The sequence below is a fragment of the Rhizobium sp. BT04 genome (genome assembly GCF_030053135.1).
Taxonomy (GTDB): Bacteria; Pseudomonadota; Alphaproteobacteria; order Rhizobiales; family Rhizobiaceae; genus Rhizobium; species Rhizobium binxianense.
The window spans coordinates 17,165-42,956 of record NZ_CP125649.1 but is presented as its reverse complement, the minus strand read 5'-3'; the positions used below and the strand labels follow the sequence as shown (position 1 = coordinate 42,956).

At 56.9% G+C, this 25,792-nt stretch carries 16 protein-coding genes and 10 pseudogenes; 8 read left to right on the top strand and 18 right to left on the bottom strand.

From position 1 onward, the window contains the following. The first annotated feature begins 88 nt into the window (after nt 1–88). Nucleotides 89–1,234 carry an IS4 family transposase gene (locus tag QMO82_RS02515; protein WP_183906975.1) on the top strand — a complete coding sequence of 382 codons (1,146 nt, stop codon included), beginning with the start codon at nt 89–91 and terminating at the stop codon, nt 1,232–1,234. Nucleotides 1,235–1,344: 110 nt separating this feature from the next. Here QMO82_RS02515 and QMO82_RS02510 read toward each other — a convergent pair. From QMO82_RS02510 to QMO82_RS02485, 6 genes and pseudogenes are all read right to left on the bottom strand, one after another. Beyond that, nucleotides 1,345–1,494 (bottom strand): annotated as a pseudogene (locus QMO82_RS02510) (helix-turn-helix domain-containing protein); the annotation flags it as partial. A 165-nt stretch (nt 1,495–1,659) separates the two neighbouring features. After that, nucleotides 1,660–3,660: a type IV secretion system ATPase VirD4 gene (virD4, locus tag QMO82_RS02505; RefSeq protein ID WP_011427370.1), complete on the bottom strand. Its 2,001-nt coding sequence runs from the start codon at nt 3,658–3,660 to the stop codon at nt 1,660–1,662. Nucleotides 3,661–5,561: 1,901 nt separating this feature from the next. Further along, the gene (locus tag QMO82_RS02500) at nt 5,562–6,806 is read right to left on the bottom strand and encodes a relaxase/mobilization nuclease domain-containing protein (protein WP_167862633.1); all 1,245 of its coding nucleotides are present in this window, start codon (nt 6,804–6,806) and stop codon (nt 5,562–5,564) included. Nucleotides 6,807–6,833: 27 nt separating this feature from the next. Continuing rightward, entirely contained in the window at nt 6,834–7,280 is a 447-nt protein-coding gene (virD1, locus tag QMO82_RS02495) for a T-DNA border endonuclease subunit VirD1 (protein ID WP_011427368.1), read from the bottom strand. A 933-nt stretch (nt 7,281–8,213) separates the two neighbouring features. Then, nucleotides 8,214–8,912: pseudogene (istB, locus tag QMO82_RS02490) on the bottom strand (IS21-like element helper ATPase IstB); the annotation flags it as partial. A gap of 71 nt (nt 8,913–8,983) precedes the next feature. Further along, nucleotides 8,984–9,267, bottom strand: a pseudogene (locus tag QMO82_RS02485) (IS21 family transposase); the annotation flags it as partial. A 144-nt stretch (nt 9,268–9,411) separates the two neighbouring features. Here QMO82_RS02485 and QMO82_RS02480 point away from each other — a divergent pair. Beyond that, a pseudogene (locus QMO82_RS02480) lies at nt 9,412–9,829 on the top strand (recombinase family protein); the annotation flags it as partial. Between the two features lie 22 nt (nt 9,830–9,851). Here the strand turns inward: QMO82_RS02480 and QMO82_RS02475 are convergent. Continuing rightward, nucleotides 9,852–10,523 (bottom strand): annotated as a pseudogene (locus QMO82_RS02475) (IS3 family transposase); the annotation flags it as partial. On the opposite strand from QMO82_RS02475, the gene QMO82_RS02470 reads away from it, so the two are divergent. Further along, complete coding sequence (locus QMO82_RS02470) at nt 10,440–10,685, top strand: hypothetical protein (protein WP_183906976.1); 246 nt, start codon at nt 10,440–10,442, stop codon at nt 10,683–10,685. The pseudogene QMO82_RS02475 and the gene QMO82_RS02470 sit on opposite strands and share 84 nt — an antisense overlap. Before the next feature lie 31 nt (nt 10,686–10,716). On the opposite strand, the gene QMO82_RS02465 is transcribed toward QMO82_RS02470, so the two are convergent. The 3 genes from QMO82_RS02465 to virE1 all read right to left on the bottom strand — a co-directional run bounded on the left by QMO82_RS02465 (nt 10,717) and on the right by virE1 (nt 14,600). Further along, complete coding sequence (locus tag QMO82_RS02465) at nt 10,717–12,666, bottom strand: virA/G regulated protein (protein ID WP_167862631.1); 1,950 nt, start codon at nt 12,664–12,666, stop codon at nt 10,717–10,719. A gap of 65 nt (nt 12,667–12,731) precedes the next feature. Next, nucleotides 12,732–14,399, bottom strand: a complete 1,668-nt coding sequence (locus QMO82_RS02460; protein WP_011427364.1) for a type IV secretion system single-stranded DNA binding effector VirE2 — start codon at nt 14,397–14,399, stop codon at nt 12,732–12,734. A 3-nt stretch (nt 14,400–14,402) separates the two neighbouring features. Then, nucleotides 14,403–14,600 (bottom strand): type IV secretion system effector chaperone VirE1, encoded by a 198-nt coding sequence (gene virE1 / locus QMO82_RS02455; protein ID WP_011427363.1) that lies wholly within the window; start codon nt 14,598–14,600, stop codon nt 14,403–14,405. Between the two features lie 529 nt (nt 14,601–15,129). Here virE1 and QMO82_RS02450 point away from each other — a divergent pair. Both QMO82_RS02450 and QMO82_RS02445 read left to right on the top strand, forming a co-directional pair. Beyond that, a pseudogene (locus tag QMO82_RS02450) lies at nt 15,130–15,580 on the top strand (helix-turn-helix domain-containing protein); the annotation flags it as partial. 544 nt (nt 15,581–16,124) lie between these two features. Continuing rightward, nucleotides 16,125–16,432: pseudogene (locus QMO82_RS02445) on the top strand (group II intron reverse transcriptase/maturase); the annotation flags it as partial. A 71-nt stretch (nt 16,433–16,503) separates the two neighbouring features. Here QMO82_RS02445 and QMO82_RS02440 read toward each other — a convergent pair. Next, nucleotides 16,504–17,703, bottom strand: a pseudogene (locus QMO82_RS02440) (IS256 family transposase). Nucleotides 17,704–17,762: 59 nt separating this feature from the next. Between QMO82_RS02440 and QMO82_RS02435 the strand changes: the two are divergent. Beyond that, nucleotides 17,763–17,999, top strand: a pseudogene (locus QMO82_RS02435) (transposase); the annotation flags it as partial. Nucleotides 18,000–18,015: 16 nt separating this feature from the next. Here the strand turns inward: QMO82_RS02435 and QMO82_RS02430 are convergent. Further along, a pseudogene (locus QMO82_RS02430) lies at nt 18,016–18,721 on the bottom strand (IS5 family transposase); the annotation flags it as partial. A gap of 891 nt (nt 18,722–19,612) precedes the next feature. On the opposite strand from QMO82_RS02430, the gene QMO82_RS02425 reads away from it, so the two are divergent. Both QMO82_RS02425 and QMO82_RS02420 read left to right on the top strand, forming a co-directional pair. Further along, nucleotides 19,613–20,308 carry a conjugal transfer ATPase VirC1 gene (locus QMO82_RS02425; RefSeq protein ID WP_011427359.1) on the top strand — a complete coding sequence of 232 codons (696 nt, stop codon included), beginning with the start codon at nt 19,613–19,615 and terminating at the stop codon, nt 20,306–20,308. A 2-nt stretch (nt 20,309–20,310) separates the two neighbouring features. Next, the gene (locus tag QMO82_RS02420; RefSeq protein ID WP_077991683.1) at nt 20,311–20,928 is read left to right on the top strand and encodes a conjugal transfer protein VirC2; all 618 of its coding nucleotides are present in this window, start codon (nt 20,311–20,313) and stop codon (nt 20,926–20,928) included. An 81-nt stretch (nt 20,929–21,009) separates the two neighbouring features. Here the strand turns inward: QMO82_RS02420 and QMO82_RS02415 are convergent, their stop codons facing one another. From QMO82_RS02415 to QMO82_RS02390, 6 genes are all read right to left on the bottom strand, one after another. Continuing rightward, nucleotides 21,010–21,750 (bottom strand): response regulator, encoded by a 741-nt coding sequence (locus QMO82_RS02415; protein WP_011427357.1) that lies wholly within the window; start codon nt 21,748–21,750, stop codon nt 21,010–21,012. A 97-nt stretch (nt 21,751–21,847) separates the two neighbouring features. Then, nucleotides 21,848–22,882 (bottom strand): P-type DNA transfer ATPase VirB11, encoded by a 1,035-nt coding sequence (gene virB11, locus QMO82_RS02410; RefSeq protein WP_011427356.1) that lies wholly within the window; start codon nt 22,880–22,882, stop codon nt 21,848–21,850. Nucleotides 22,883–22,922: 40 nt separating this feature from the next. Continuing rightward, nucleotides 22,923–24,026, bottom strand: a complete 1,104-nt coding sequence (gene virB10 / locus QMO82_RS02405; RefSeq protein ID WP_183906977.1) for a type IV secretion system protein VirB10 — start codon at nt 24,024–24,026, stop codon at nt 22,923–22,925. Beyond that, nucleotides 24,023–24,904 carry a P-type conjugative transfer protein VirB9 gene (gene virB9, locus QMO82_RS02400; RefSeq protein ID WP_011427354.1) on the bottom strand — a complete coding sequence of 294 codons (882 nt, stop codon included), beginning with the start codon at nt 24,902–24,904 and terminating at the stop codon, nt 24,023–24,025. The genes virB10 and virB9 overlap by 4 nt, the downstream gene beginning before the upstream one ends. After that, nucleotides 24,901–25,614, bottom strand: a complete 714-nt coding sequence (locus tag QMO82_RS02395) for a type IV secretion system protein VirB8 (RefSeq protein WP_042119589.1) — start codon at nt 25,612–25,614, stop codon at nt 24,901–24,903. Before QMO82_RS02395 ends, virB9 begins: the two co-directional genes overlap by 4 nt. Continuing rightward, entirely contained in the window at nt 25,601–25,768 is a 168-nt protein-coding gene (locus tag QMO82_RS02390) for a type IV secretion system lipoprotein VirB7 (protein WP_011427352.1), read from the bottom strand. Before QMO82_RS02390 ends, QMO82_RS02395 begins: the two co-directional genes overlap by 14 nt. Between the last annotated feature and the right edge of the window lie 24 nt (nt 25,769–25,792).

Below are 25,792 nucleotides of genomic sequence, written 5' to 3'. Positions count from 1 at the left end.
GACCAGCGCCGCAGCTCCTGGGAAGATTCAAACGGCACTATTGGGGAGTATTGCTCCGGTACTGACAACACGAAAGAGGAACAACACCGTGCGGCATGACAATAGCGTCTTTCATGATCTGTTGAAGCGGATTCCGTGGACGGTGTTCGAAAGACTTGTGGAGGAGCATCAGGCCGACAAGCACGTTCGGCGGCTGTCGACGAAGAGCCAGTTGATCGCGCTGCTTTACGGCCAGCTTGCCGGTGCCGTCAGCCCGCGCGAGATCGTCGGCTCCCTGGAAAGCCATACTGCCCGCCTTTACCATCTCGGCGCTCGCCCGGTGTCGCGCTCGACCTTCGCCGATGCCAACGGCCTGCGTCCGAGCGCCGTTTTTGCAGAGTTGTTCACGCAGATGGTGGCTCGCGCCGGGCGCGGGCTCAAGCGGGTCGTCGGCGAGGCGGTTTATCTGATCGACGGCAGCAGCCTGCGCCTTTCCGGGGCGGGATCGCACTGGGCCCGCTTTTCCGATCAGGCCTGCGGCGCCAAGATGCACGTCGTCTACGATGCCAATGCCGAACGGCCGATCTATGCGGCCGTCACCGCGGCCAATGTCAACGACATCACCGCCGCCAAGGAGATGCCGATCGAGGCCGGCGCCACCTATGTCTTCGACCTCGGCTATTACGACTTCGGCTGGTGGGCGAAGCTGGACGCCGCCGGCTGCCGCATCGTCAGCCGCCTAAAGTCCCACACGAAACTGACGGTGAGCGCCGAGCAGGCGGCAAACGAGGATGCCGGCATCCTGTTCGACCGCATCGGCCTGTTGCCGCAGCGTCAGGCCAAGAGCCGCCGCAACCCGATGAACCGGCCGGTGCGCGAGATCGGCGTGCAGATCGAGACCGGCAAGGTGCTGCGCATCTTCTCCAACGATCTTACCTCTCCGGCCGAGGAGATCGCCGCGCTTTACAAGCGCCGTTGGGAAATCGAGCTGTTTTTCCGTTGGGTCAAGCAGACGCTGAAGATCCGCCATTTCCTCGGCAACAGCGAAAATGCCGTGCGCATCCAGGTGGCCGTCGCTCTGATCGCCTATCTGCTGCTGCAGATGGCAAAGGCCGACCAGGCCACCATCATAAGCCCGCTGGCCTTCGCCCGCCTGGTGCGCACCAACCTGATGCACCGCAAAAGGATCGACCGCCTGCTAAAGCCACGCCACAGCCCTCCCGGAAATCCCGGCCAGATGAGCCTCCAATGGTGACACAATTTAAACCGGACAGCAGTGCTCCTGTTCCCGGCATCTAAGCCGAAGTCAGGCAGAAATTCCACTTATCCTAGCTGTGTAGATTTCCCGAGCCAGCTCTGCCGAGCAGTTAACTCACCCTCTTTCGCTCTTGCGATCCAGCGGATCGCTGTCGAAATCCCAACACCGAAACGAGCCGCAGCCTGCCGAGCCGACATGCCCGACGCAGACGCTTTCAAAACCCGTATTCGGAGATCATCACTCAGGGCCTGTCCCATCATCCACCTCTCCGCTGTGGATGTTGAATCAGCTTCGGTCGCTCTCGTCACCTCACAATCGATTCATCAATCGCAGGACATGCTCTAGGTCTGGCACCGCATCGATCGAACCGCAATATCTGACCGACTCCGGCATCGAATGATGCCGAACGACGCTGCTTCAAATCAATCCCCGGGGTTTGACGAGCCAGACCTATACCGTTGCTGAAGCGCGATTATCCGTTTCAGCAATTGTTCTTGCGCAACCAGAGCCGGAGCGACTTCGGCAGACGGGCCGGCATCGGCGGTGACACAAGCTGTGCTGGCGTATTCCTCCAGATCGTCGATTTCAATCGGGCCGTACGGGATATCAAATCCGATGGCCCCATCGTTGTCGTGATTGCAGTTGCCGTTGTACCCATCGGTTTCCGCATTGTCGCCTACAAAATCCTTGTCGCCGGGCTCTCGCGCCGCCGCGAGGACAGTCGGCTGTTCCAGGTCTCCGCGATTGATGTTCTCCGGCAGCACAAGGGGCGCTGGCTCGGGGAGCGAACCGGTCTGGGCTTCGAAAATACGCTTCAGCGCGCGATCCGAGTAATATTGCACTTTTCGCAGTTTAAGTGGCGGGTGCCCCTTTATGAGGATGATTTCATTCCTGTCGTCGATCAAGCGCACCTGTTCGGGGCGCAAAAGCGGTGCCCCCTGATCGGAGATCTGGATGTTCTGGTCGAACATGCGTGTCTGATTATAGGAGGTCGAGCGCGCCTTGAACGTATATTCCCCGATAGCCTTCGAGATATATGTCGGTGTTTCGTCGTCAGCGGTGGCCATAAATACCTGCACACCGGTATTGCTGAGAAAGTTCTGTTTGCCCGCCTCGTCGTAGGTACCCGTCAGCGCGGAGAGACTCTGAATAATAAACATGAAACGGCCATTGTATCCGGCGATGGTGGTGATCGCGGTCTCGATGGCCTCAAGTTTGCCCAGATGCCTGAATTCGTCGAGGAGAAACAGAACTTCGTAGCGCTCGTCCTTCCCTGGCAGGGATCGCTGCAAAATCGACACGACCTGCTGAAAAAGAAGGCGCATCAACGGAGCAACGACCTCAAGATCGTTGGGACTTACACAAAGATAAACGCAGGTCTTCCTGCGACGCAGGTCGTAGATGGAAAAGTCGGATCGGCTGGTCGCTGCCTTGACCAGCGGATCAGCCCAAAGATTGAGACCGCCGTCGCCGAGCACCGACGTATAGGAGGTCAGGATTTTCGTGTCGTTGCCCGCCATGTTGTCAAAGATGCGCTGAGCCTCCTTATTCTGGCTTTCTTCCGCGAGTTGCGCAAAAAGCTTGTACTTCTCGCCAGGCTGGGCAAAAAGGTCGTAGACTGCGCCTATTGTCGGAGTGCCGCGCTCGATGCAAGCAAGGATACCCGCAACAAAAAGGTCTCGTGCGCCATCGATGAAGCCTTCCGCTCCCTTGCCTTTCGCAGTGATAAGGTTTGCAGCAAGTCGGCGTGTCTCGGTAAACTGCCTCTCGGGAGGCATTGCCGCAATATCGAGAACCGGATTGTAGCAATGGGTCCGTCGCTCCGGATCCAGAGGCGCGAACTTGAAAACGACGTTGCCGTTTGCCTTTCGTGCCCTGGACGTCAGGTCAAAAAGCTCACCTTTGACATCGAGTGCTATCACCGAGCCCCTGAAGGTCAGCAGCGTCGGAATGACGACGCCGACGCCCTTGCCGGCTCGCGTCGGCGCGACGACCAGACTATGGGGCTGTTCGCCGTTGGTCAGATAGCTGCCGAACCAGTGGGGACCACAGGTCTTGCCAAACACCGCACCATTGATACTGGTGTAACGCTGCAGGTAGCCGGCACGTCGCATTTCCCCGAATTCCGCCCAGCGAGCCGTTCCATGATGCTCGCGGTTGCGCAGCGACACGAACAGTTGGCTGAGTAGAACGACGGCTGAAGTTGATACGACAATGGCCAGAGCGTAGTAGAATACCGAGGTCGTATGCCCCAGATAGAGCGGCGACTCGTACCAGATGGCGAAGACACTGAAGGTCATCATCGCTTCGCCATTAAAGCCTTGGCGGAACGTTACATACAAGCTTGCAACACAAAGACCGGCTGCCAGCGAGCATACGACACTAACGGCCAAACGTAGGGGCGTGCTCTTGCTCGAGTTCATCTCTTCACCAAACACTGCGGGACAAATCGGAAATCGCGTTTGAGGTCCGGGCGCTGCCAGAACAGAACCCAACGGTCGTAACCTTCACGCGATCGCGGTTCCGGTCGGCTGGCCGGTGGCCGGCTCCCGCGGTCCCGTTCATCCAGCCGTCGATTTCCGACAGCATCACATCATCAAAAGGCGTGAACCTACCCCTTCTGCTAGGACGATGGTGTCCGGGAACAGGAGCGGTATCATGAAACCTAGCGGGTGCGTGCCCGACGTTTTTTCGTGGTCTGGCGATGCAGGCAACCGGCGTCGGGCAAGCGCTTGCTACTAGTTCGTTACAGATCATCTCGGGCTCGCGGAGCCACAATGACGTCAGTTGACTGGCATCGTGGGACATTGTGGGCAGATGACCGGCGGCTGATTGCGTCGGGATATGGGTTGCCTGAACCGGACCGCAGGTCAGCCGGAGACGATATCTGTTGCTTTCCCTTTTCAGCAGTGGTCGTTGCGAGCCGCGCACACTTCTTGATGTGAGCCGTTTCAGCGCCGGACAGATCGGAAAATTCCCGGCGTGCGCCGTGTCGCAGGCCGGCATCCCGCGCGAATTTCTGACAGCGCGCCCATTCCGGGAGACGCTGTCGGGACCAGCCGCGGTGAATTTCGGCGGAATGTTTCGCGTCGGGGACCAACCGTCCGAGCGAAAACTCACGATTGCATCGATTTTTTCAAGATCGGCCGATGTGAAGCCAGGCCAGCCACAGGGCTCCGCTGCAGCGCACTCCGGTGCTTGCGGCAAGAGTCCATGGCGTTTAACAGCGTGCATCTCCGGATCGACGCAGGGCCCGTCCACGACCCCGGGGAATGCCTCGCCTGATCCGGACTGCATATCCGGTATGACACTCGTCGTCCCCCCGGGCATTCTCAACGGGGCGTCGTATGCCGCATCGATTTCGGCCAGAGCTGCTTCGTTCAGGTCGGGGATATCCTCGTGGCGACCTTGTGGCGAGGTTTGCGTACCCGGAAATAACCCCTGAGATGATCCGGGGGTCGTTTCTTCGCGGAAACGACTGTGGAGTTCTTTCGTGCGGGTACTGCCGGCATCGTCCAGAACTTCGGTATGTGTCACGCTGCGAGAACCTCTCATCGTGTCGGAAGTTGGAGTGTTCGCATGAACCGCAAGATTTTCGGCTTCACGGTCTCCTCCACCCCCCAGTTCGCAAGCGGAATGGTATCAGCCGAGTTTCTATCCGTATCGGTATCCCTCCCGAACCAATGCGCGGGTGGACCCGAATGGGGTAAGTAGACGGGAGTGGCGTCCGGAATTGATGAGCTTTCCTGCCAGTTTCCCCGTGTTGTTTCTGTCGGTGGCCGAATGTTGTATACACTCGCTTCGGATGGGCGTTGCTCGGCTGGCAGAGACTGCCGAGCGCGCTTTGCCGCTGTACGGCCGATTTGACTGTCCAGCCGGGGGACTGGTTTCCGCGCAGTCGCTTCGCGGCCCGTGCTGGCGGCTCCGGCGACATGGCAGGTTCACCGGCGCGCCTGTCTGATCGTTCCGGTTCAAGCGAGCGCAAGTGCTGCATGGCGGCGCGGAAATCACCTTTGTTATTGTGCAGGATGGCGGGTACATTTGCAGTCGCTTCGAATGCGCCAGGCGAGTCCGCAGCGGCCTCGATGAGGCCGGCAGCAGTACTCGCCGGCATTTCCCTGATATGTGGGTGCACTCCTTCATTCGGTCGTGTCGGCAGATCGGCCGCGACTGCCGCGCCCTCTCCGCCGCCCCGTACCTTGATCTGCCCCTCCAGCGCCGGGATTGTTGCCGTTCCATGGCCGTCGTCCGAGACTGTCAGCGCCGGACGCGCGCGATAATCGGTGAACTGCCCATGGGTCATGATTGGCTCCTTACCTGCGTCCTAATCCCGGCGACGATCCTGGCTGCTCCCATCCCTTGCCCGTTTTCGGTCACCCGGTGCCTCGTCCTCAAGTGCCCGCTTCGAGGAAAGCCGTCTCTGCTGCTGGCTTTCGAAAACCGCAGGCAGTGAATCAGTCGCCGATCCGCTACGGGCGGTGTCATTCAACGACAGTGACCTGGGGGGGGCGGCCAGCAATGTTGCGGGGTTATTGCGATCGTTCTGCTCCCGGGCGGTTGTCTCCGGCTCGGTGGCAATTGATCTCCCGCCCTTTGCCCCACTCGGCTCGCCAGCATCATCGCGTCGTCGTTTTCGATTCTCTTGCGCGGTGTCTGGCGACTGCACCGCATTCTGGTTTGCTGTGCCAGGAACTCCGGAATTGTCCCTTGGCTTGCATGCGCCGTCCCGGACAGCATTTGGTGCGTCATCACCGAGGTTGCCCGCCGGAACGAATCCTGCGCTCTCCAACAAGGGAACGGGCGACGCGTTATGTGCTACGGACGGTTGAACTGCGGCCTTCGATTTGCTCGAAGGCCCGGCAGGAGGCAACGTATCCACAGGTTGGTCCTGCAAGGGATGATCTTCACGCGGTGACCCCTGTTCCGTATCTGCATCGTCGAACCGGACCCGGCTGGCCTGCCGCTCAAGGCGCCGGAACTGGGCGTAAGTCATCGGACGCTCAAGGATACCACGTTCTGCTCGTGAGCTGGCATCAAGGACAATGCCGTGGCGGAGCGAAATCTCGGCCATCTTCATGCGCAAGGCTTCGTAATTCAGATGCGGGTGGCGCCGCGAAATCTTCAGCCACTCACGTCCCAGAAGTTCGCGGCGGTTGACCACGACATGCAGGTGCGGGTGATCGCGGTCAACGTGGAAGGCCGTAAGATAGTTGTATCGCCCGCCCCCGTTGCCTGACCCAAACATCTCGGCTGCCCACTCGCGGCTCGCCGCATAAGCATCTGCTCGACCTGTGCCCGGGGGGAAGCTTACGATAATATGCGTGGTCAACTCCTGTTCCCTTCGCTCATCCGGCTGACTTTCGTCATAAACTCCGGTCTCCTGCACCCAGCTTCGGGCAAGTTCAGCGATTTGATCCGGCGGCACGGGGATATCGAGGTGCCGGGCTGAACGCTGCAACTCGAGTTTTCCCTTCCGGGAGAGATACTCCAGCTGATTGATGATCTGCTGGAGGGTCCTAGTTCCACCATCAGGTACTATGCGAATGATAACCTGAGGTCGATCCGGCATCGAACATGCTCCCGGGCGGGTGCCACGTCAGCGCTGCAATGTGTCTTTCAGCATAGCGCAACCATCTATACGCCGGCGGGATACGGACAAAATAGAACGGAGCAAGCCGTCAAGGTCGGCGAACGCCTTGCCGAAAGCGATACGTTCGGCTCTCAGGGCCTCCAAATCCGGCCGCGGATTATCCGCGTAAGCAGACAACAGGGCGGCAATATTGCCTGAAAGCGTTCCCATGGACAAAAGAATACCTTCCATCTTACCACGCGTTTTTTCATCTATTTCGAGAAAGCCCCCAATGCGGCGCACTGCAACGCGCATGGCCATACTGTCAGACAGTCCCAGCGAGCGCGCTTGGTGGGAGAAGGTCTCATATTCAGCCGATCGCAAACGCGTGCTTACGACCTTAAAGCCGTCGATACACACGCGATTATGCTGGTCGGTAGCAGTATCATACGGAGCCGGTTTGGCCTGCGCCATGACTTCCTCCATGGAATTGGAACGATTTTGTTCCGTCCGGGGCTTCGCCGCCAGGAGCAATGGAAAGCCTAGTCCTATTAAATCCCAAATCAATATTATACTTCCACAATTTCAGTTTATATTATTACAATCGCAATCATTATAACAACAGCGAAACCGTCTTTCATTGAACTGCTTGCAAATTAAAAGAACGAAAACAAATGAGCGGGCAGACGCCAGTCTGTGGGACGCCAAAGCCGAGACAGGTTGCGGTTCAGCAGACTGGAGCGATTGCTGGCTTGGGACTGGACACCGACGCAAACAGCAGCGGTTCTACGACTTCCGATATTCACATCAGCGTTGGAAGGCGGCCCTTTCCGGGAGCTTACTCGGTGATTGACCTTGCCCCTAAGTTTTATCCAATTTTGAATTCATTCCAGCGGTTGCTGTATTCGGGGCGGTAACGGCGGGTTGCGGTGCGGAGCCATTCCGGCTGCGCAGCACCGCATCAAGTCGCGGGTTGATTGTTTGAAGAACTCGGCAGGTGTCATCCAGCCGAGGGCCGGAAATTATTGTACAACACGACGACAGAACACCCACGGGACGGAGGTTCGTGAGCTTTTGTATCCGTGGCATCCCTGGTCCGGTCAGTTCGTCCACGTCCATGAGGCGCTGACCAAAGGAACGGCTATTTTTCGCTGCAGCCTTTCTGGCGCTTCTTCTGATCGGCTTTTTGAAGTCCCGGCGTGGATGTTCGACCGATCCGTGAGTGTCCTTCCCGAGAGAAGGGTGACAGTTCATACCGGAGACATGGGTTACACTTTTGGCCTTTGCGAGGAGAGCAAAGGTGCCTTGGCAGGAGTGTAATCTCATGGACGAGCGTCTCAAATTCGTTGCGCGGGCTCTGGATGGCGAGAAGATTGCGGCGCTGTGCCGCGAGTTCGGCATCTCCTGAATCAATCTGTCGAGCAGCGCCGTCGCGACGACGGGATCTCCGAACACATCGCCCCATTCCGCGAAGCCTCGGTTTGACGTCAGGATCATCGCGCCGCGTTCATATCGGGCGTTGACGAGCTGAAAGAAGAGATTGCCGCCGCCTTGGACGACCGGCAGGTAGCCGATCTGGTCGACGATCAGCAAGCTTGGCCTGCAGAAGAAGCGAATGCGATCCTGAAGCCTGCCTTCTCGTTCGGAACGGGCAAGCGAACCAATGAGATCGGCGAGCGTCGTAAAATACACGCTCTTTCCGGCCTTCACGGTTTCGACGCCGAGCGCTGTGGCGAGATGGCTTTTGCCTGTTCCCGGTGGGCCAAGGAAATGAACGGCTTCATGACGATCGACGAAGCCGAGCTGCGCCAGGGTGAGGATACGATCGCGATCGAGCGAAGGCTGGAAGGTGAAGTCGAAGCCGGCGAGCGTCTTGATCGTGGCAAGCCTACCCATTCGCAGTGCGGTCTTGATCCGGCTGTTCTCGCGTAAGGTGAGTTCCTCGGAGAGAAGGATATCAATGGCTTCCAGGGCGGAAAGCTCACCGTGCTCGACGCGTCGAACGACATGGTCGAGAGCTTCGAGTGCACGTGGCATCTTCAGGCCGACGAGATCATGAGGGATACGATCGATCATGGACGGAATGGAATCAAGGGTCGCGCTCATGGGCGGCCCTCCTGCGCCAGGACCTTGCCGATGGCATCGTAGAAGGCGAGAACCTCGCGGAGAAAATCCGTCACAGCCGTGTAGCCGCCGGTATAGCCTCGTTCACGCAGTTCTCGAAATAATCGACTGCCGTCAGACCAGGGTAGGATTTTACCCGTTCCCGCAGGTATGAAGCGAACGGGTCGATGACCGTCGCCCGAGGCTTTCTTGGACCATAGGCCGGAGCTTCGAGGCCTCGCTCTATGTACTTGCGCACCGCCTTGCGATCGATGGCTGTTTCTCTGGAAATAGCTGACACCGTCAGCCCCTGCTGATGCAGATCCAGGATCATGATCGTCTCCCTCAGCTTGATCACCAACATCCCCTTCCGACCATCGGAAGGAGTATCGGCGATGACGGGCCATCGGTCTTCCGGGGCGCGCCCCGGAAGACCGATGGCCGCAGCACCTGGGGAAGACTCAAACGGCACTATTGGGGAGTATTGCGCCGGTACTGACAGCCTGAGGATATCGTCGACGCCGTACGACAGCTAGTCCTTATCGCCAATGATGATGTGATTGCCGGTGTCCTCAATCGCAACGGACTGACGACCGGCAATGGCAATCGGTGGACACGGGAGCGGGTCACCGCGCTGAGGTCATATCGCAAGATTCCGGTCTTCCGTCCCCAGGTCGACGGGGTCGAGCCGTGGCTTAATCTGGGCGGTGCGGCGAAGTTGGTCGGGAACGCCGCGTCTGGCGGCCGAGGCTGGCGATATTGAGGGGGCTCATCCGCTACCCGATGGCCCATGGATCTTCAGCCGTTCCAAACTCGCCACCCCGCAAGCACGTCAGATCCTCGATCGCGCCCGGCAGAACCCTCGACACCCCACAGGATCGCATCCAGATCAGGAAAACCTAATCTCTTCCACAACATAAACGATGGGCGTTATGAAACAGGATTATAATCGCTGCGCCAGTTTGAAAGCGCTGAGCGAGCAACATGGGTCAGTGCCGAGATTAGCGTTCATTCAAGAATTCGTCTCGCAGCCGCCCATTGAAGCTTTCGATGAAGGCATTTTGGATCGGCTTACCCGGTGCGATGTAGTGCCATTCCACCTTGGTCCAATCCGTCCATTGCGGGATCGCGTTGCTGGTGAACTCGCTGCCATTTGTCGCTGACGATCATCTTCGGCTTGCCTCGTTCCTCGATGATCCGGTCCAACTCAAGGGCAACCCGCAGGCCGGAAAGGGACGTATCGGCGACGAGGCCCAGGCATTCCCTGGTGCAATCGCCGACGACCGCAAACACCCGGAACCTGCGACCATCGGTGAGTTAATCCGACACGAAGTCCAGCGACCATCGATCAGTGGCTGCCATCGGGATCAGCATCGGCGCGGGTGTGCCGATCGCTCGCTTCCGGCCGCCACGTTTGCGCACTGACAGCTTCTCCTCCCGATAGAGCCGGAAGAGCCGCTTGTGGTTCACAAGGCGACCCTCACGCATGAGCAGCACATGAAGGCGTCGATATCCAAAGCAGCGGCGTTCATGCGCCAGCGCCTTCATCCGCTCTCGAAGGTCATGGTCATCGCTGCGCCTGGTTTCGTAGCGGATCGTCATTCGGCAAAATCCGAGGAGCGCACGCTCATCATGTCATTGGTCATCGGTGGTCTTTCCGTCAGGTTGGTCTTGAACAACCCGATCCTAGTGGAGAAGACCTTCGCAGAATCGATGAAATTTGTTCCGAGTTTACAAATCATCGATAACTTTGTGTGGCCGAGGGTGAGGGCGTGAAGCGCCTTGCCGGGGTGTCTCATTTCCCACTCTATAGCGAAAGCCCTCCTGACACGGGCCGCTCTCGACTCCGTGAACCTTCCAAAATCATCGATCGTTCGGAATTCACAGAACGAGCCGGTAGCGGTATAGCCAGCAACCCGTTCAGCAACGCTTGCTGTTCCGCATCCGATAGAAGGTCGCCTTGCGCTGGAAATTCCAGCCTTAATTCCGAAGCGCGTGACAAGTCTGGTTCGCCGAACAATGACTGCGGATCAAAAGCCGCATTTGATGCAGCAACATCTCGGTTGTGCTCAGCAATACGCTCTCCGCCACTATGCACTGGGGCTGGCACACCATTCAAAAAACTCAAGAGCTCTTGTTCCGGAGCAGACTGATGACTGACCGCTGAAGAAGTTACCTGCGGAGCCTGAGCATCGTTTATGGCGTCAGACGATTGCAGATCCAAGGATGAGTGTGGTGGCGTTTCCCGCAAGCCGGTTAGTGTTGGTTTTTGCGGCGATCCATGAAGCGTGATCTCCGACAGAGACTCATTTGACGAGACGGAATGTCCGAGATACTTGTCAAGATTTTCTTCCGATCGCACCTCCCGTTCATTGCCGCGACGAGGACTCTGCGATATTGGACCTTTGCCTAGTGTAACCCCTTCCGCCTTAGAAGCCGAATCCGAAAAATGCACTGCTGACGACGGAGATTGTGGTTGCAAACCAAACTGCTGCTCTGATGCCTGTTGGAGAAATAGGGGGGAGTTTTGTGAAGCAAGATCAACTGGTTTGTCGTTCACGAGCGTGAGTTTGGCTTCGGTCTGGACACCACGGCCGTTTCGAACTCGGTCAGTCCGGTCCGGATTCGACACCAAAGGGATGCTAGGATCCTCCCTTGGCGAAGATCTGGTGATAGCGGTGGGCTCCTGCCAGGCTTTCCTATGCTCGACCGATTCCGAAACACGGAGTCTCTGCGCGCAAAGTTCAGGTTCGCTCAATGCCGTCAGTTTCCGACGAACCGTCACTCCGAGTATCTTTTTTGAGACTTTCTTTATCTCAGCGCTCAGGTATTGCGACTCACTCTTATAAATTTTGCCGAAGGTGTGTTTAATGCTTGTCAATTGCTTTGTGGACTCATCGTAGATGGCCGATCTCTTGTTGAACATCCGACGGTGACTCAGGATATCTCGGCCTACTTCGTTGCCTTCCTTGTCCAGGAGGGACCTGTAAGATTTGCTGAATGTCCCACCAAGTTTCCGAATCTTCGTTTGCGAGGTATGGCGATCTTCCGATTTCGTTGTATTCCTGGAAAAGCCGGGGCGTTTATAGCCGACTAGCTCAAGGCCGCCTTTGTCGTCCCGCTCAAATGTTTCCCGCCTGGACCCTACTTGACGAGTCAGTTTGCGGTAGAGTCTGTTCTCTGGTCCGCCAGGCTCAGGCGCACTCAGCTCCTCAGAAACAGGCCGAAACAGCCGACCACTGAGCCTGCCTCGGTTGACATACCGTGTCCGGACAAGGGAACCGGTTTCGTCCCGCTCCCACTTTTCCTCGAAGCGCCCGTCTCGATATTTTACATGCTTCGTGCGAAGAGTGCCGTCCTCAGCGTACTGATGGCTCGTAACCCTAGCCCAACTCTTCTTTTCGTGAAGGCTCAAATAAACTGCGCCCGTTTCTGCGTTGCGCTTTAGAACTTTCTTCGTTTTTTCAAAGATACCGTGCTCACGGGTTAGTTCTTTTGGGCGGTCGATTCGAAGCTGCTTATTTCCAAAAATTTTATAGCTTATTTCACCTCGAAAGCCGGCGTCCAGCTTGTCGACCATCTCCATATCGACAGTATATTTTCGCTTCTTTTTCGGCATCTCGAGCCGTGCCTGCCGCCTCATTGCGTTCTCTTCCGTAAGCAACGCTTTACACATTTGCTCATACAGGCGCTTGGTGGCACGACGCATGTCACTTGTAAGCGATTTGGTGACAGTCTTTTTTGTGATGCTGACCACGGCTGAGCTCTTTCACTAGCTACTTCGGACGGTACAGGTCTCATCGCTCCCGCAGTGGCGGAACGTCACAGCCCGTTTATGCTTTGACCACGCTGTCGATTTTCGTAGTTCCGGCGACTATCAACGATTGGCCGTACCACGGGATCCGGACGGACAAAATCACGCGAATATTTATCGGTCGGTTCGCGAAGCAATTGGGCCGCGTCGTCTGGTAACTTAATTAAGAGCCGCTTATATTCCGCAGCACTCGTGTAGGTACCGGTTCGCTGGCCTTTCTCATTTCGGTCCGCAATGAGAACGTTGTTCTCGGTCAGCTGTTGTTGCAGCTTTTCCGAAGAAAGATCTCGAATGTCACGTAGATCTGCGCCGTTCGCAACAATCACTGCCGCCTGCCCGGCAAACTGCTCAAATTTTATGGAATTCGCATAGCTTTGTCGGCCCATCGAGTGGGGTAGTCCAACTCGATTCATCACCTGAGCGAAATGCTCCGGATCGGAATATTCCAATCTGGCAGGGGTCATATAGCGATTACCATCGCGGGCAAGGACTTGAACGCGATCCCATTGCTCGCCCTTTTTCAAAGCTTGCGACCAGGGCGAGTTGGGGGCGTGTTGCATTAGGAAATCGACGCTAACGAAGCGATCGCGAGTCGTTCCTCCCTGCCCATCCGGCTGCCCTCCCATATTGATGGTCGCAAGCGGCAAAGCTTTGTTGTGAGCTCGATTCTCTCCTGCGAATTCCGCGAAGCGGATATCCGCAGCTCCCCGTTCCCATGACTCCAGATACCTGGAATCATGCATGATACCCGACTTCGATTTCAGCTTGATCTCGGTGTCACTACCATACTTAGTCTTTATTATCCGCTCGAACTCCGCAAAGGACTTATTGGCGAACTTGTCACCGGCAGACCTGTACACTAGATGGACATGATTTTCCGGGGTCTTGATCAGAATATCAGGCAGAAGCGAGCCAGCCTGGAATTGGTGTTCGTAGCGCTTCTGAACCTCTCGGGGGCCATATTTCGTTTGTATGTACCTGTCTTGAGGCCTCAATCTGTAATTTTGATCGAGCTTTATGTTCTTATCTGTTTGATAGAATATATTCGTACCCGTGACGCCCATCTCTGCGTGAGCACGATTCCAGACTTCCAACTTGTATTGAAAACGCGCCTTATCCTGGTCTTTTGGCTCAAGGTTATGCCATCTCGCGCTTAATTCCGCCGGGACGTCAATTCTTTCAAATGCGAGAGGCGGGGGATAATAATTGCCGGCCCCGTCCCTATAGAGGCGGCAGCTTGCGTTGAATTCCGCTTTGGTGGGTAGATGCTCAAGATCACCTTTAGACGTACCGGCAAACGCATCCGGTCCAGTTTGCCGAACCAGAATATACTCGTCTGCACGCCGATCATGGCCAGGCAAAACCATATTGGCGAACAGGCTGGATAACTCATTGTCCACTTCGGACTGATTGCCGTGGACGCTATGGGAATCATGACTGGATTGGGAATTAAGCATCTCGTCGAACTGAGAGCTTACATTTTCCGTGTGAGCTGGGGTCCCGGGGATGTCGAACTCGAAAGTTTCGTGGCTACCCGTCATCTCGATATCAGGAGTCGTGCTTGAGTCTAGTGCTTCCTTCCTTTGACGCTTGGGATCGACGACAACAGCATTTTCGAAGTCGCGCTCGCCAGTCACAGGGATATTTTCCCCATTGTCTTCGCTTTTCGGATCCATCGTTTAAATCCTTCCTGCGAGATTCTCTTCGGGCAGCGGGCACCGGAGGACAAAATTCTCCAGTTCAATCATTTCGAGATCCAAACTCGTGAAACCGTTTGAGCGGTGATTGATGCTGAACGCTTCTGTGTGAATTTCTCGCGGCTCCTCAGGCAAGGAGACGGGCCTGGTTTTATTCGCATTTAGTTTAATGATCGCCATGTCGTTGTTTCTCCTGCAAAACTTGCGACGTTCTCCATCTCCGCGGCCTTGAACGGCCTGAGCGATTGCAGGGCGCTAAGCGCGACCCTTTCCTCAGACTTGGAGCCGTTTTGCTGGGGAGCCGGGCCGCAATCGGCTCTTCCGACGCAAGGTCGACATCACACGTTCCCGGCCGAAGATCGTTCAGAACAACTCGCACTTTGAGTTCGCCGAATTGCCGCCTTTTCAGCTTGACTGTCGGCAGACAGCGGCTCCAATCGGAACCCCGCGCGCGATGTAAGCCGCATCAACATTCTTGCCGTGCTCTGAATTTCAAGGCTCCTGCGCCAGCAGTCTCTCTTCGGACACAGTTTTGCCTCCCGAATTGAAGTGAATGTGTGTGGAATCTACCATTTGAGCCCCGGTCTTGGAACGACTATCGCGCTTCATCTGAAACTCTTGCTAGAGCATGTCCTGCGATTGATGAATCGATTGTGAGGTGACGAGAGCGACCGAAGCTGATTCAACATCCACAGCGGAGAGGTGGATGATGGGACAGGCCCTGAGTGATGATCTCCGAATACGGGTTTTGAAAGCGTCTGCGTCGGGCATGTCGGCTCGGCAGGCTGCGGCTCGTTTCGGTGTTGGGATTTCGACAGCGATCCGCTGGATCGCAAGAGCGAAAGAGGGTGAGTTAACTGCTCGGCCACAGGGCTGGAGACGACCTTCGGCAGTGGATGCACACGAGGAATTCGTTGTCGCGTTGATCGACGAGCGTAGGGATGTGACGCTCGGTGAGATGGTTGAGCGCTTGTCCGTCGAGCGGCAGGTGAAGATCAGCCGCAGCGCACTTGGCGCCTGGCTCCGAGGCCGTGGGTGGACCTTTAAAAAAGACCGCACACGCACTGGAGCAGGACCGACCGGACGTCCTGAAGCGCCGGCGCGCCTGGTTCGATGGTCAATTGGACCTCGATCCGGAGAAACTGATCTTCATCGACGAAAGTGTGCTGCAGAGGCACGGAAGGAGTTCAGTGTGAGCTAACCCCGTAACGTGAAGCTGCGTGAATGATGGAGGATGGCCCTCCGGGATCGGCTTTCAGGAGCGGGTCTCAAACCAGTCCGAGCTGCTGCGGCAAAGAGCCGTGGTGGTGCGCGCCGGATGAAAAGTCGGACGAGATCCGAGCAGGTGCGTGTCCGAAAGACGAACAAAAGTGAACCCTCCGAAGACGCGCCGTTATGAATATAAGCGTCGTCGAAACCAGGACTGTTTCGTCATCCTGGGACAAGTCCGCCGGGTGCCTGATGATTGGGCGGGCGGCGACCGGCGTAGAGGGGCGTGAGTTGGACACAGGCTTTCACGCGGAACTGCAGGAACCAGGCTCCTGATGCCAAGGGAGAAGCCCAAGCGGAGAAACCGTAAGGCGAGAGTACCGATGCAGGAGACTGGGGCGGACCGATCCGTATGAGCGTTGAGGGCCCTGTAATGGGGCCGGAGCAAAGGGATCGGATCAGGTGGTCGTATTGTTTGGAACAACTGGAAACAGGATGACTTCGATAGGTACGACAGACAAGCCGTTTCGGATTGAGAAGCGGCAAGTGTACGAAGCTTACAAAGCGGTCAAAGCCAACCGTGGTGCAGCCGGGTGGACGGTGAGACCCTGGAGATGTTTGACAAAGACCTTGCGAGAAATCTCTACAAGATCTGGAATCGGATGTCTTCTGGGGCTTACTTTCCGCCGCCGGTGCGCGCCGTCTCCATTCCAAAGAAGACTGGAGGCGAAAGGGTTTTGGGTGTGCCGACGGTCAGTGATCGGATCGCGCAGATGGTGGTCAAGCAGATGATTGAGCCGGATTAGAGACGTGGTCATTATGGATAACCTGCCTGCACGGGACTGTCAGGAATTCTGTGCGTGAGGCCGGTTCGTCATTGGTTGAAGAACCGTTCGCCAAAGACGACGGCGAACTGGGTTTTGGCCTCGAACCATTCGCGAGGCGGACGTTTCCAGTCTTCGGCCGCGTGGTTCAGAACTAAATATAGCAGCTTCATGGCGGCATCGTCACTGGGGAAATGGCCCCGCGAGCGGACTGCCCGCCGGGGTTTGGAGTTTAACGCCTCGATGGCGTTGGTCGTGTAGATGATCCGACGCACGCTTTCGGGAAAGGCGAAGAAAGGAATGACGTGTTCCCAATTGCGTCGCCAGCTCTGAGCGATGGCAGGATATTTTTGACCCCAGTATCCGGTTTCGAACGCTTCTAGCGCCTTCATTCCGGCTTCGGCGTCCTTGGCGCGGTAGATTGCCCGCAGCGCCGGGACAACCGGTTTTCGGTCTTTCCATGACACGAATTCGAGCGAATGGCGGATGATGCACGATGCAGGTCTGGACGATCGTCTGCGGGAAAGCAGCGGTGATCGCCTCTGGAAAGCCTTTCAGCCCGTCGACGACGGCAATCAGGATGTCCTGGCAGCCCCGGTTCTTCAGTTCGTTCATCACCCGCAGCCAGAACTTCGCGTCTTCCGTCTGCTCAATCCACAGGCCGAGGATTTCCTTGGTGCCGTCCGCCAGAACGGCAAGCGCGATATAGACGGCCTTGTTGCGGACGAAGCCCTCATCCCTGATCTTGACCCGGATTGCATCGAAGAACACGAGCGGATAGCAAAGCTCGAGCGGCCGGTTCTGCCATTCCCCAACTTCCTCGAGAACAGCATTGGTGACCGCAGCGATCAGATCCGGCGACACCTCGATACCGTAGATTTCTTCGAGATGACCCTGGATCTCGCGCACCGTCATGCCGCGCGCATACATCGAGATGATCTTGTGATCAAAGTCCGGGAAGCGACGCTGGTATTTCGCAATCAGCTTCGGATCAAAGGTCCCGGCCCGATCGCGCGGGATCGACAGCGTCATCTTTGACGTCCTGTCAGCACCGTCTTCTTCGAAGAGCCGTTGCGACGATTGGCGTTGCCCTCCGCCTGTTCGTCATCGAGATGCTCGTCCAACTCGGCATGGAGAATGCGCTCTGAAAGCGCCTTCCTCAGATCGTCGAGCAAGCCATCCTTGCCGAACACCTCAGACGGATCGCGGCCAGCCAAAAGCTGGTCCAGAAGTTCCTTGTCGATAGCCATGTGATGATTCTCTCCTTTCCATCATCATGGCCTCACGCACAGGATTCCTGACAGTCCCTCCTGCACACAAGATAGCCGGTGTCCGCGATGCCATCGAACGTGCCGGCGCCAAGCTCATGTTCCTTCCGCCCTATAGCCCGGACTTCAATCCAATCGAGAACGCATTTTCGAAGCTGAAAGCCATGTTGCGAGGCCGAGCCGAGCGAGAGATCGATGCTCTATGGGATGCGGTCGGGGCCTTGATGCCTCGCTTCACTGCGGCAGAATGCGCAAACTACTTTAAGGCCGCTGGATATGGCATCTGCCAAGTCATGCGAAGGTGCGCTCCACGACCCAGCGACGCGGCAGAACCTCGAGGCCCCTTGGCCTTATCGATCCGCTTGACGATCTGGAGAGTGAACGCAGCGATCTTTTGCAGTGCGCCCTTCAGCTTCGGTCCGGCATAAACACCATCGGCGAAGATATGCCTCAGCCACGGCCAGCGCCTGATGGTTTTGAGGACGGCAGGCGCGCCGTCGCGATCCTGAATATCGGCGCTGTGAACGATGAGGCCGACCATCAGTCCGAGCGTGTCGACGACACTATGACGCTTGCGTCCCTTGATCTTCTTGCCCGCGTCATAGCCCGAAATTCCCCCACGTTCCGTGATTTTCACGCTTTGACTGTCGATCACGCCCGCAGACGGCGAGGCCTCCCGACCTTCCAAGTCACGCGCCTCCATCACAAGATGATGGTTGATCCGGCCCCATAACCCTGTCGCTCGCCATTCATAGAAATAGGACCGCACAGTTGTAAAAGGTGGAAAATCTCTGGGCATCATCCGCCACTGGCACCCCGTCGTGGCGATGTAAAGCAGCGCATTCACGACCTCGCGAAGATCGGTGCTGCGCGGTCTGCCCAACCGCCTCGGTCCAGGCAGGCAAGGCGAGATCAATCCCCATTCCCGGTCCGTCAGATCGCTTGCATACCGCACTGCGCGTCGGGCATATTGCCGACGGGTGAAATCAGTCCAGCCCATTGTGGTCTCCGTTCGTCCTAAGCAAACAAACAGAATCACAACTGGCTGATTTCACTCAACTCTTTTTCCGGTCAGCTCTTAGACCCGCGCTCCCCCGCCCATTCATCGATCTCGTCAGTCGCATTCGACCTCCGCGGTCGATGATCGAGCCTTCAAAGGGATTTGCCTGCACTGCCAGGAATGGCGGATCTCGCGTGGTCGCATTGTGCCCCCCGTTGCAAAGTTTGCAAACGCAGCGGCTCACCTCTCGCGCTTGCCGGGATTTTCCCGTTCAAGTTAGAACAAGTGCTACATGGTCGTGGGGAAATCGCCGTTCTCCCTCCTCAGTTCGTTCTGTCGAAAAATTTGGGCGTTGCGGTCTGAATATTGGTCGACACACGCTCCAGGCCACAAGCCAATGTTTCTGGGACGTCTGCCGCGGACATGCACTTGGCCATCTTGAAATGCCAGTTGGGATCGAGGTGTCCCTACTATCTCCTTGAACATCGATCGATCATGCAGGGATGGAGATGGATGGGGCCGTGCACGATTTGTCGTTCAAGCCGCCTGGAGCGGGCCGCGCCGGGCGTCTCTTGGCCGTTTGCGCTCGCGGCTAGTGAGCGAGGAGGACCGGAATCTCCCTTTACATTGCGCGTACCGTCCTCGTCAGCACGAGGCGAGCTACCGCCGTATTGGCCTCACGGACATAAGCGTGCGATTCATGCTGACCGTTGTCGGATCGAGGCCTATTACACTTCTGGAACGGCCGTCTATTGCTACATTCGCGATCAATATAACAGGAATGAAATATAAAATTCGATTAATAGATGCCCTCATGAATACTCGAAGAAACACGGGAATATACGAACAGGCAGACGCCATTTCAGTGTCACACCACAGGCAGGACAAAAAATGAAACTTCTGACATTTTGCTCCTTCAAAGGAGGTGCAGGCAAAACGACTGCGCTCATGGGTGTTTGCGCTGCCCTTGCAAACGACGGCAAACGGGTGGCTCTCTTCGATGCCGACGAGAACCGGCCGCTGCCGAGGTGGAAGGAAAATGCAATACGCAGCGGGACCTGGGACCCTTGCTGCGAGGTTTACGCCGCCGAGGAGATGGCCCTTCTCGAGGCAGCCTATGAGGACGCCGAGCTTCAGGGATTTGATTATGCGTTGGCAGATACGCATGGAGGATCGAGCGAACTCAACAACACCATCATTGCCAGCTCAAACATGCTTCTGATCCCTACAATGTTGACCCCGCTCGATATTGACGAGGCATTGTCGACCTACCGCTACGTTATCGAGCTGTTGCTGAGCGAGAACCTCGCAGTTCCCACAACCGTATTGCGACAACGTGTTCCGGTCGGCCGATTGACCACATCGCAGCGCGCGATGTCGGACATGCTCGCGAGCCTCCCGGTTGTGCAGGCTCCCATGCACGAGAGGGATGCCTTTGCCGCAATGAAGGAACGCGGCATGTTGCATCTCACATTGTTGAACATGAGAGCTGATTCAACGATGCGTCTGCTTGAGCGGAATATCAGGATTGCGATGGAGGAACTCGTGGTCATCTCAAAATTGATTGGCGACGCCCTGGAGGGTTGAAGATGGGTATCCGCAAACCGGCCCTGTCCGTCGACGAAGCGAAGCGGCTTGCTGCAGCTCGACCCGGGATTATTCATCCGGACCTGCAACATTTCTCCCGGGATGCAGCCGCGCCACGGTTGCCCCAAAGAGCCGGCCATGAAGAGCGACGAACGACATCTGCTCTTGCCAAGCGTTCCGGCCCCGAATCGCAATCGATAAGAACTGTGGATGCGCTCAATTCGAGCACGGCGCCGGAAAAGGTCCAGGTTTTTCTTTCAGCGCGGCCGCCCGCGCCTGGAGTATCAGAAATATATGACAGTCTGATCCTGCAATACAGCGCTTCCAAGTCTCTGCAGATGATACTGCGTCGTGCGCTCGACGATTTCGAAACCATGCTGATGGACGGATCGTTTAGCAAGGCTTCCCAAAGCTATCCAATCCCTCAGGAAACTTCCGAAAAACGCGTCATTGTTCAGACATCCCGCATGCTCCCCGTATCGGCGCTGAAAATCGCACGCGATCACTTCGATCCATCCGGACTGGAGACTTCGCGCGCGTTTGGCCTTAAACTCGCCACCGCCGCGCTTGCTTCATTCTTTGACGCGGCGAAGGCACCGGGACGCGGCCGGAGGACGTGAGATGCCCGAACAATTCGAGCACCTGCCGGACGCGGGAAAAATTGGTTCGGGATCGAACCGCCGGATGGCTGCTACGCCAGATCAGGCAGCCATCACTCCTCCGTAGGAAACATTCACATCAATATCGAAGAAGTAGCCGGCACCTCTTGCAGTCTTGATCAGCCGAGGGTTCGCCGCATCTTGCTCGAGCTTGCGGCGAAGCCTCAGGATGAGGACGTCGATGCTTCGGTCATATACCTCCTCTTCGCGCACCCGGCTCGCAATCAGAAGCTGCTCGCGGGATAACACATCGCGCGGTTTCTCGAGGAATGCGACCAGAAGGTTGAACTCACCTGCAGTGAGCTTGACCTCGGCGCCGCCTTCCGAAGTCAAACGGCGTTGTCTGAGATTAAGTGTCCAGCCGTCGAAATAGAATGTGCGCCGATCCTTGGTGCGGGCGACGGTCGGACGCACACGCAAGGCAACGCGGATCCGTGCCAGAAACTCCCGCGTTCCGAAGGGTTTTGCGATAAAATCGGTGGCTCCGAGTTCGAGAGCCAAGACCTTGTCCGCTTCTTCCAGGCGATCTCCGCTGATGATTATGATCGGAACGTCTGATTTTGTTGCTAGCGTGCGGACGATTTCAAGCCCATCCTCACGTCCCAGATTGAGATCAACGACCACAACATCGACGGTCTCGGATGAGAGGACGCGGTTAAACTGCTGGCTGTCGGCTACGGCAGTCACCTTCAAGGCATGAACCGTGAGACATTCGACGATAAGATGCCGCATCGCGAGGTCGTCATCAATGACAAGAACGTGTTTCAACCGTTCACCTTTCATTCCAGGATCCCAGCGGCTGAGGCTGAGCGTGCATAAAAATGATTTGTTACAAACATAACCCGATACATATCTCGCCTGCTTGAAAGTTGAGCAACATCTAGTGCTGATCCAGAAGATCGCCAATCGCCTCTCCCCGACGGCGCGCATCAGCGGCGAGCCAGATTTCTTCCACCTCGTAAATGTCGCCGTAGGCTCGAAAGGGTATGATGACATCAATCGCGCTCGAAAGCATGTCGATCAGTGTTCTATCTTCCAGGCCAGCGCCCTGCGAGCTGCTTTTCACCAGTGAAAACAGTTTCTTGAACCCCTGAACAGGATTGGCGCCGTGTATGGTGGAAATCGATCCCGGATGCCCTGAGACGACTTCACTCAGATAGGCCCATGCCGCGTCGTCACGCATCTCTCCGAGAAGAATCCGGTCCGGCCGCATGCGCAGACTGGCCTGCAGCAGGTGCTCGGCGGTTACAGCGTCCGGTCCGCCCGCATTTTTTGCATAGAGCAGCCGGACGTGGTTCTCATGTGGAATGACGAGTTCGAGGGTATCCTCGATTGTGATCAGCCGTTCCTGCGGCGGGATTGCACTGATCAGAGTCTTGCTCATCGTCGTCTTGCCGCTCCCGGTTGGGCCGCAAAGCAGCATCGTCAACCGACCCACGACGCATGCATGCAGAAATGCCTCCAGATCGCCGCTGTCGTAGTGCCTGAGGATAGTTTCATCCTGTTGATCCCGGCGCCTTTTTCGCCTCTCCCACTGGTTCCATCTTGAAACATCGTAACGGTCCGTAACCCCGTTGAGACCGGAAACATGGGAAGCTGGCCGTCGAATCGTCAAGCTCACAGTGCCCGCCAGGACAGCGGGCGGCAGGCAAATTTGCAGCCGCTCACCACCCGGAAGTTCAGTGGCGCAAAGGGGATTTCGTGGTCCGACATCCTGCTTTCTCAATGCGCCTGCCAGAATGGCGATATCTTCGAGATCGTTGTATGACAGAGGCAGGGACATTTTGGTGAAGATGCCGCCCTGGCGCAGAAATGCCTCGCCAGGTCGATTTATCGCAACCTCTTCGGTCCTCGGGTCGTCGAGCCATTCCAAAACCGGATTGAGAAGAAATCGCAGCTGCGTATTGACCTCCATTGTATCACATCCCGTTCTGTGAGCGAAAAAGTTGGCTTTGTCAGCGGCGGTGCTGCCGGTATCGGGTCGCGCCACCCGTCACGCGAAGCTGGTAAATGTCGGAGAAATCAAGGTCACGAGCCACGAAAATCGAGACCGTATCGCCCTGATTTTTCCTCAGGGTCGGCGGTATGTTGATGGTTGCCTTGAGAGCAGTATCCGCCGTTTGTTCACCGTTGTTCTGGATACTGTTGAAGCTCGTTCCGCCGTCCGAGCTGCCGGCATAGGTGCTCGCTGCCTGGAATGCCCCTTGAACGACACTAAGGAGCATGGCGCCGCCAAAGCGCTGCCAGAAGTGGTTATCGACGGTGCCCGGCAATCCCGAGCGGCCGAGTTCATCCGTGCCGGGCGATGAAAGCGAAATCATGGCATGATTGGGCGTCTCCGCGCGGTCCCAAAGAACAAATACCCGCGCATCTCCTTGTTGCAGACCACGCTGGATTTCGCCGACGACTGTGGTACCACGATCAAGTAGCACAACATTGTTGGTCGTGCCGCGAACATCCCTGGGCAATACGCATTTTACATAGCCAGCCAAATTCGTGTCGATTGCCGTTTGCAGGATGCACGGGATGATCGTTCCCTGGGTTATCATGAAATCCGGGTGGGCCAACAGCGTTGCCTTGCTGGGCTGGAGTTCGGTGGGCTTCATGCGTATCGAAACATCGCTTCCTGCAGACACCTCACCGTTCGGCGGCGTCCGCTCTTCGTCCTTGTCATCTTGCCGGCCGGTGGCGCCATGACCGGGGCGGTCATCGCCACCGGTATACGCGAAGATCGGTGTTTCCGCCGGCTGCGGCTCACTGCGTGCTGGTTCCGGAGCAGGCAACTGGACGGCTCTCTCGGCCGGCGGGGCATCGGGTGAAATCTCGATTGGTGCCGGATGAAACGGCTGCGTGTTCGTGGAGATCATGGGAGACGGTGGCGGGTTTGCATCCGCCTTCTTCTGTCGCCCGCCGAGCCAGATGAGACCAAGTGAAAGCACAAGAACAAGACCTGCAACGATCAGCTTGCGGGGTCCCGAAAGTCGCTGGTGATGTGTGCCGGAGACAAGGGATCCGCCGGCATCGATATCGTGGGACGGTTGCTGATCATCCCCGATCACCCTCTCTCCTCCATCAGCACGCGCTTCACATCCGGCCTGACCGTACCCGTATCCGGCCTTCGGCCAACAGGATCGTAGGCAGTATTCCAGACACACAAAACGGTGTTACCATCTCTCAGCCGCCAACCACTAGAAACTGAAGAAATCTCGACATAGCTCCCCTTGACTGAATAGTTCGCAACCGCTTCCTTGCCGTCAGGATCAATCGTGTAGATGGAGGGTATGCGAACATTGCCGGGAAAGCGGAATACAGTTGTAAATCCGTTATCGAATACTTCGAGCGGCAACAGCGAACGATCACCCTGGGCCACGTAGTGCCAGTTCCTGTCTCCGGTGGCCCCTGTTGTGGCGGGCTGATCCAGCAAATCTGCCGCCCTGCGTTGATACTGCGCTTCCCCACGCAAGCGGTCTGCGGCTGCCTTGTCCTGCGCCTCCTTTCGGCGGGCCGCCGCTTCATCGGCAGGATAGGCGAATTGTACGCTGTAGTAGAGATCAGGCTGTTCCTTATCGAGATGTGCCAGCGTACTGGAAGAGATGCTGAAGACATAGCGCCGCATCCCGGCATCGCTTGCGGTCAGCACCACCACCGGCTCGGGCGGCAGAACCTGACTGGCTTTGAAGAACAGATAGTTTCCGCGTGGAAGTGCCGCGAGAGTCTTGCTGTTGGAAACGGCCACTGCCGTCACCGTTTCGTTGGCTGCGAACGAAACAACCAGAGTGGCTCCAACCGCCGTCGACAGGTGTACCACCTGATCGGGATTGTAGGCCAGATAACGCATACGCGGGTCCAGTCTGCCTGGCGTTGGCGTTTCTTCGGCCATCACGCCGGTCGCGGCAAACAGCAGACATGCCAAGGTGAGAAGCTCTTTTTTTTTCATGGTTCGCCGGCGCCCGCGTTGGAAACGGTATCTTCGGATGTCTGGTATGATGTGATGACCAAACCTCCCGGATTGGTAAGCCTTAATCTGCCGGGCAGGCTGTTCACCTTTTCGTAGTGAATTGTTGCGGTCCACGTACTCACCACCGGCATTTTGCTGTCGATGACGAGGGTCCGTTTGTAGCGAATTTCCTGCACACCCGGCGCTACATCGTTCGAAGCAATGTGCTCAACCTCCAGCCTGCCGCGTTTTCCGACGACGACCTGAGGTGAACCTGGATTGGGATAATTGAAGAACTGCTGGTAATCCTGGCGCACCGCCGGGGCGCTGAAGTTCGAGACCAGATCATAGGCGTACTGGGCAGTATCAGCGGTGTAACTCTCGCGCATCCGGACATACTCCCACAATGAGGCGTTGACGACGGCTTTTTCCTGGGTGGCAGGCAAGCGCGAGACGGATACCTCGCTGTCCACTGTGCCGTCCGGCCGGATCCACAGATACACCGGCACAAGCCTTGTCAGCGGTACCATTGTGGCAATCGTGAACGCTTGAGCGACATTGCCCAAGGTTGCGACGGCTGCGACAACCGCAGCCACTCTGGAGAGACGTCGCGCCGATTTCGCACGTGCGGTTTGAAAAGCCTCCACTTCCTTGTAGTGCTCGGCCAGCTTTTCCCGCCCTACCAGCAGCGCATAGTCAGACCCTTTCATGCTGTCCATCCGCCATACCCGGGTGAAGATCTGACGGCGCAGGTTGCCATCGTCCCACATTCAGCGGGAAAATAGGTCCTTTACAACTCGCCGGTTTGTCATTCGTCTGGCAACCGGTCAAAACGATAGCCAAGCACAGCAAGCAATATTTCATTGAGTCCTCCTTTGGCGCAATGTT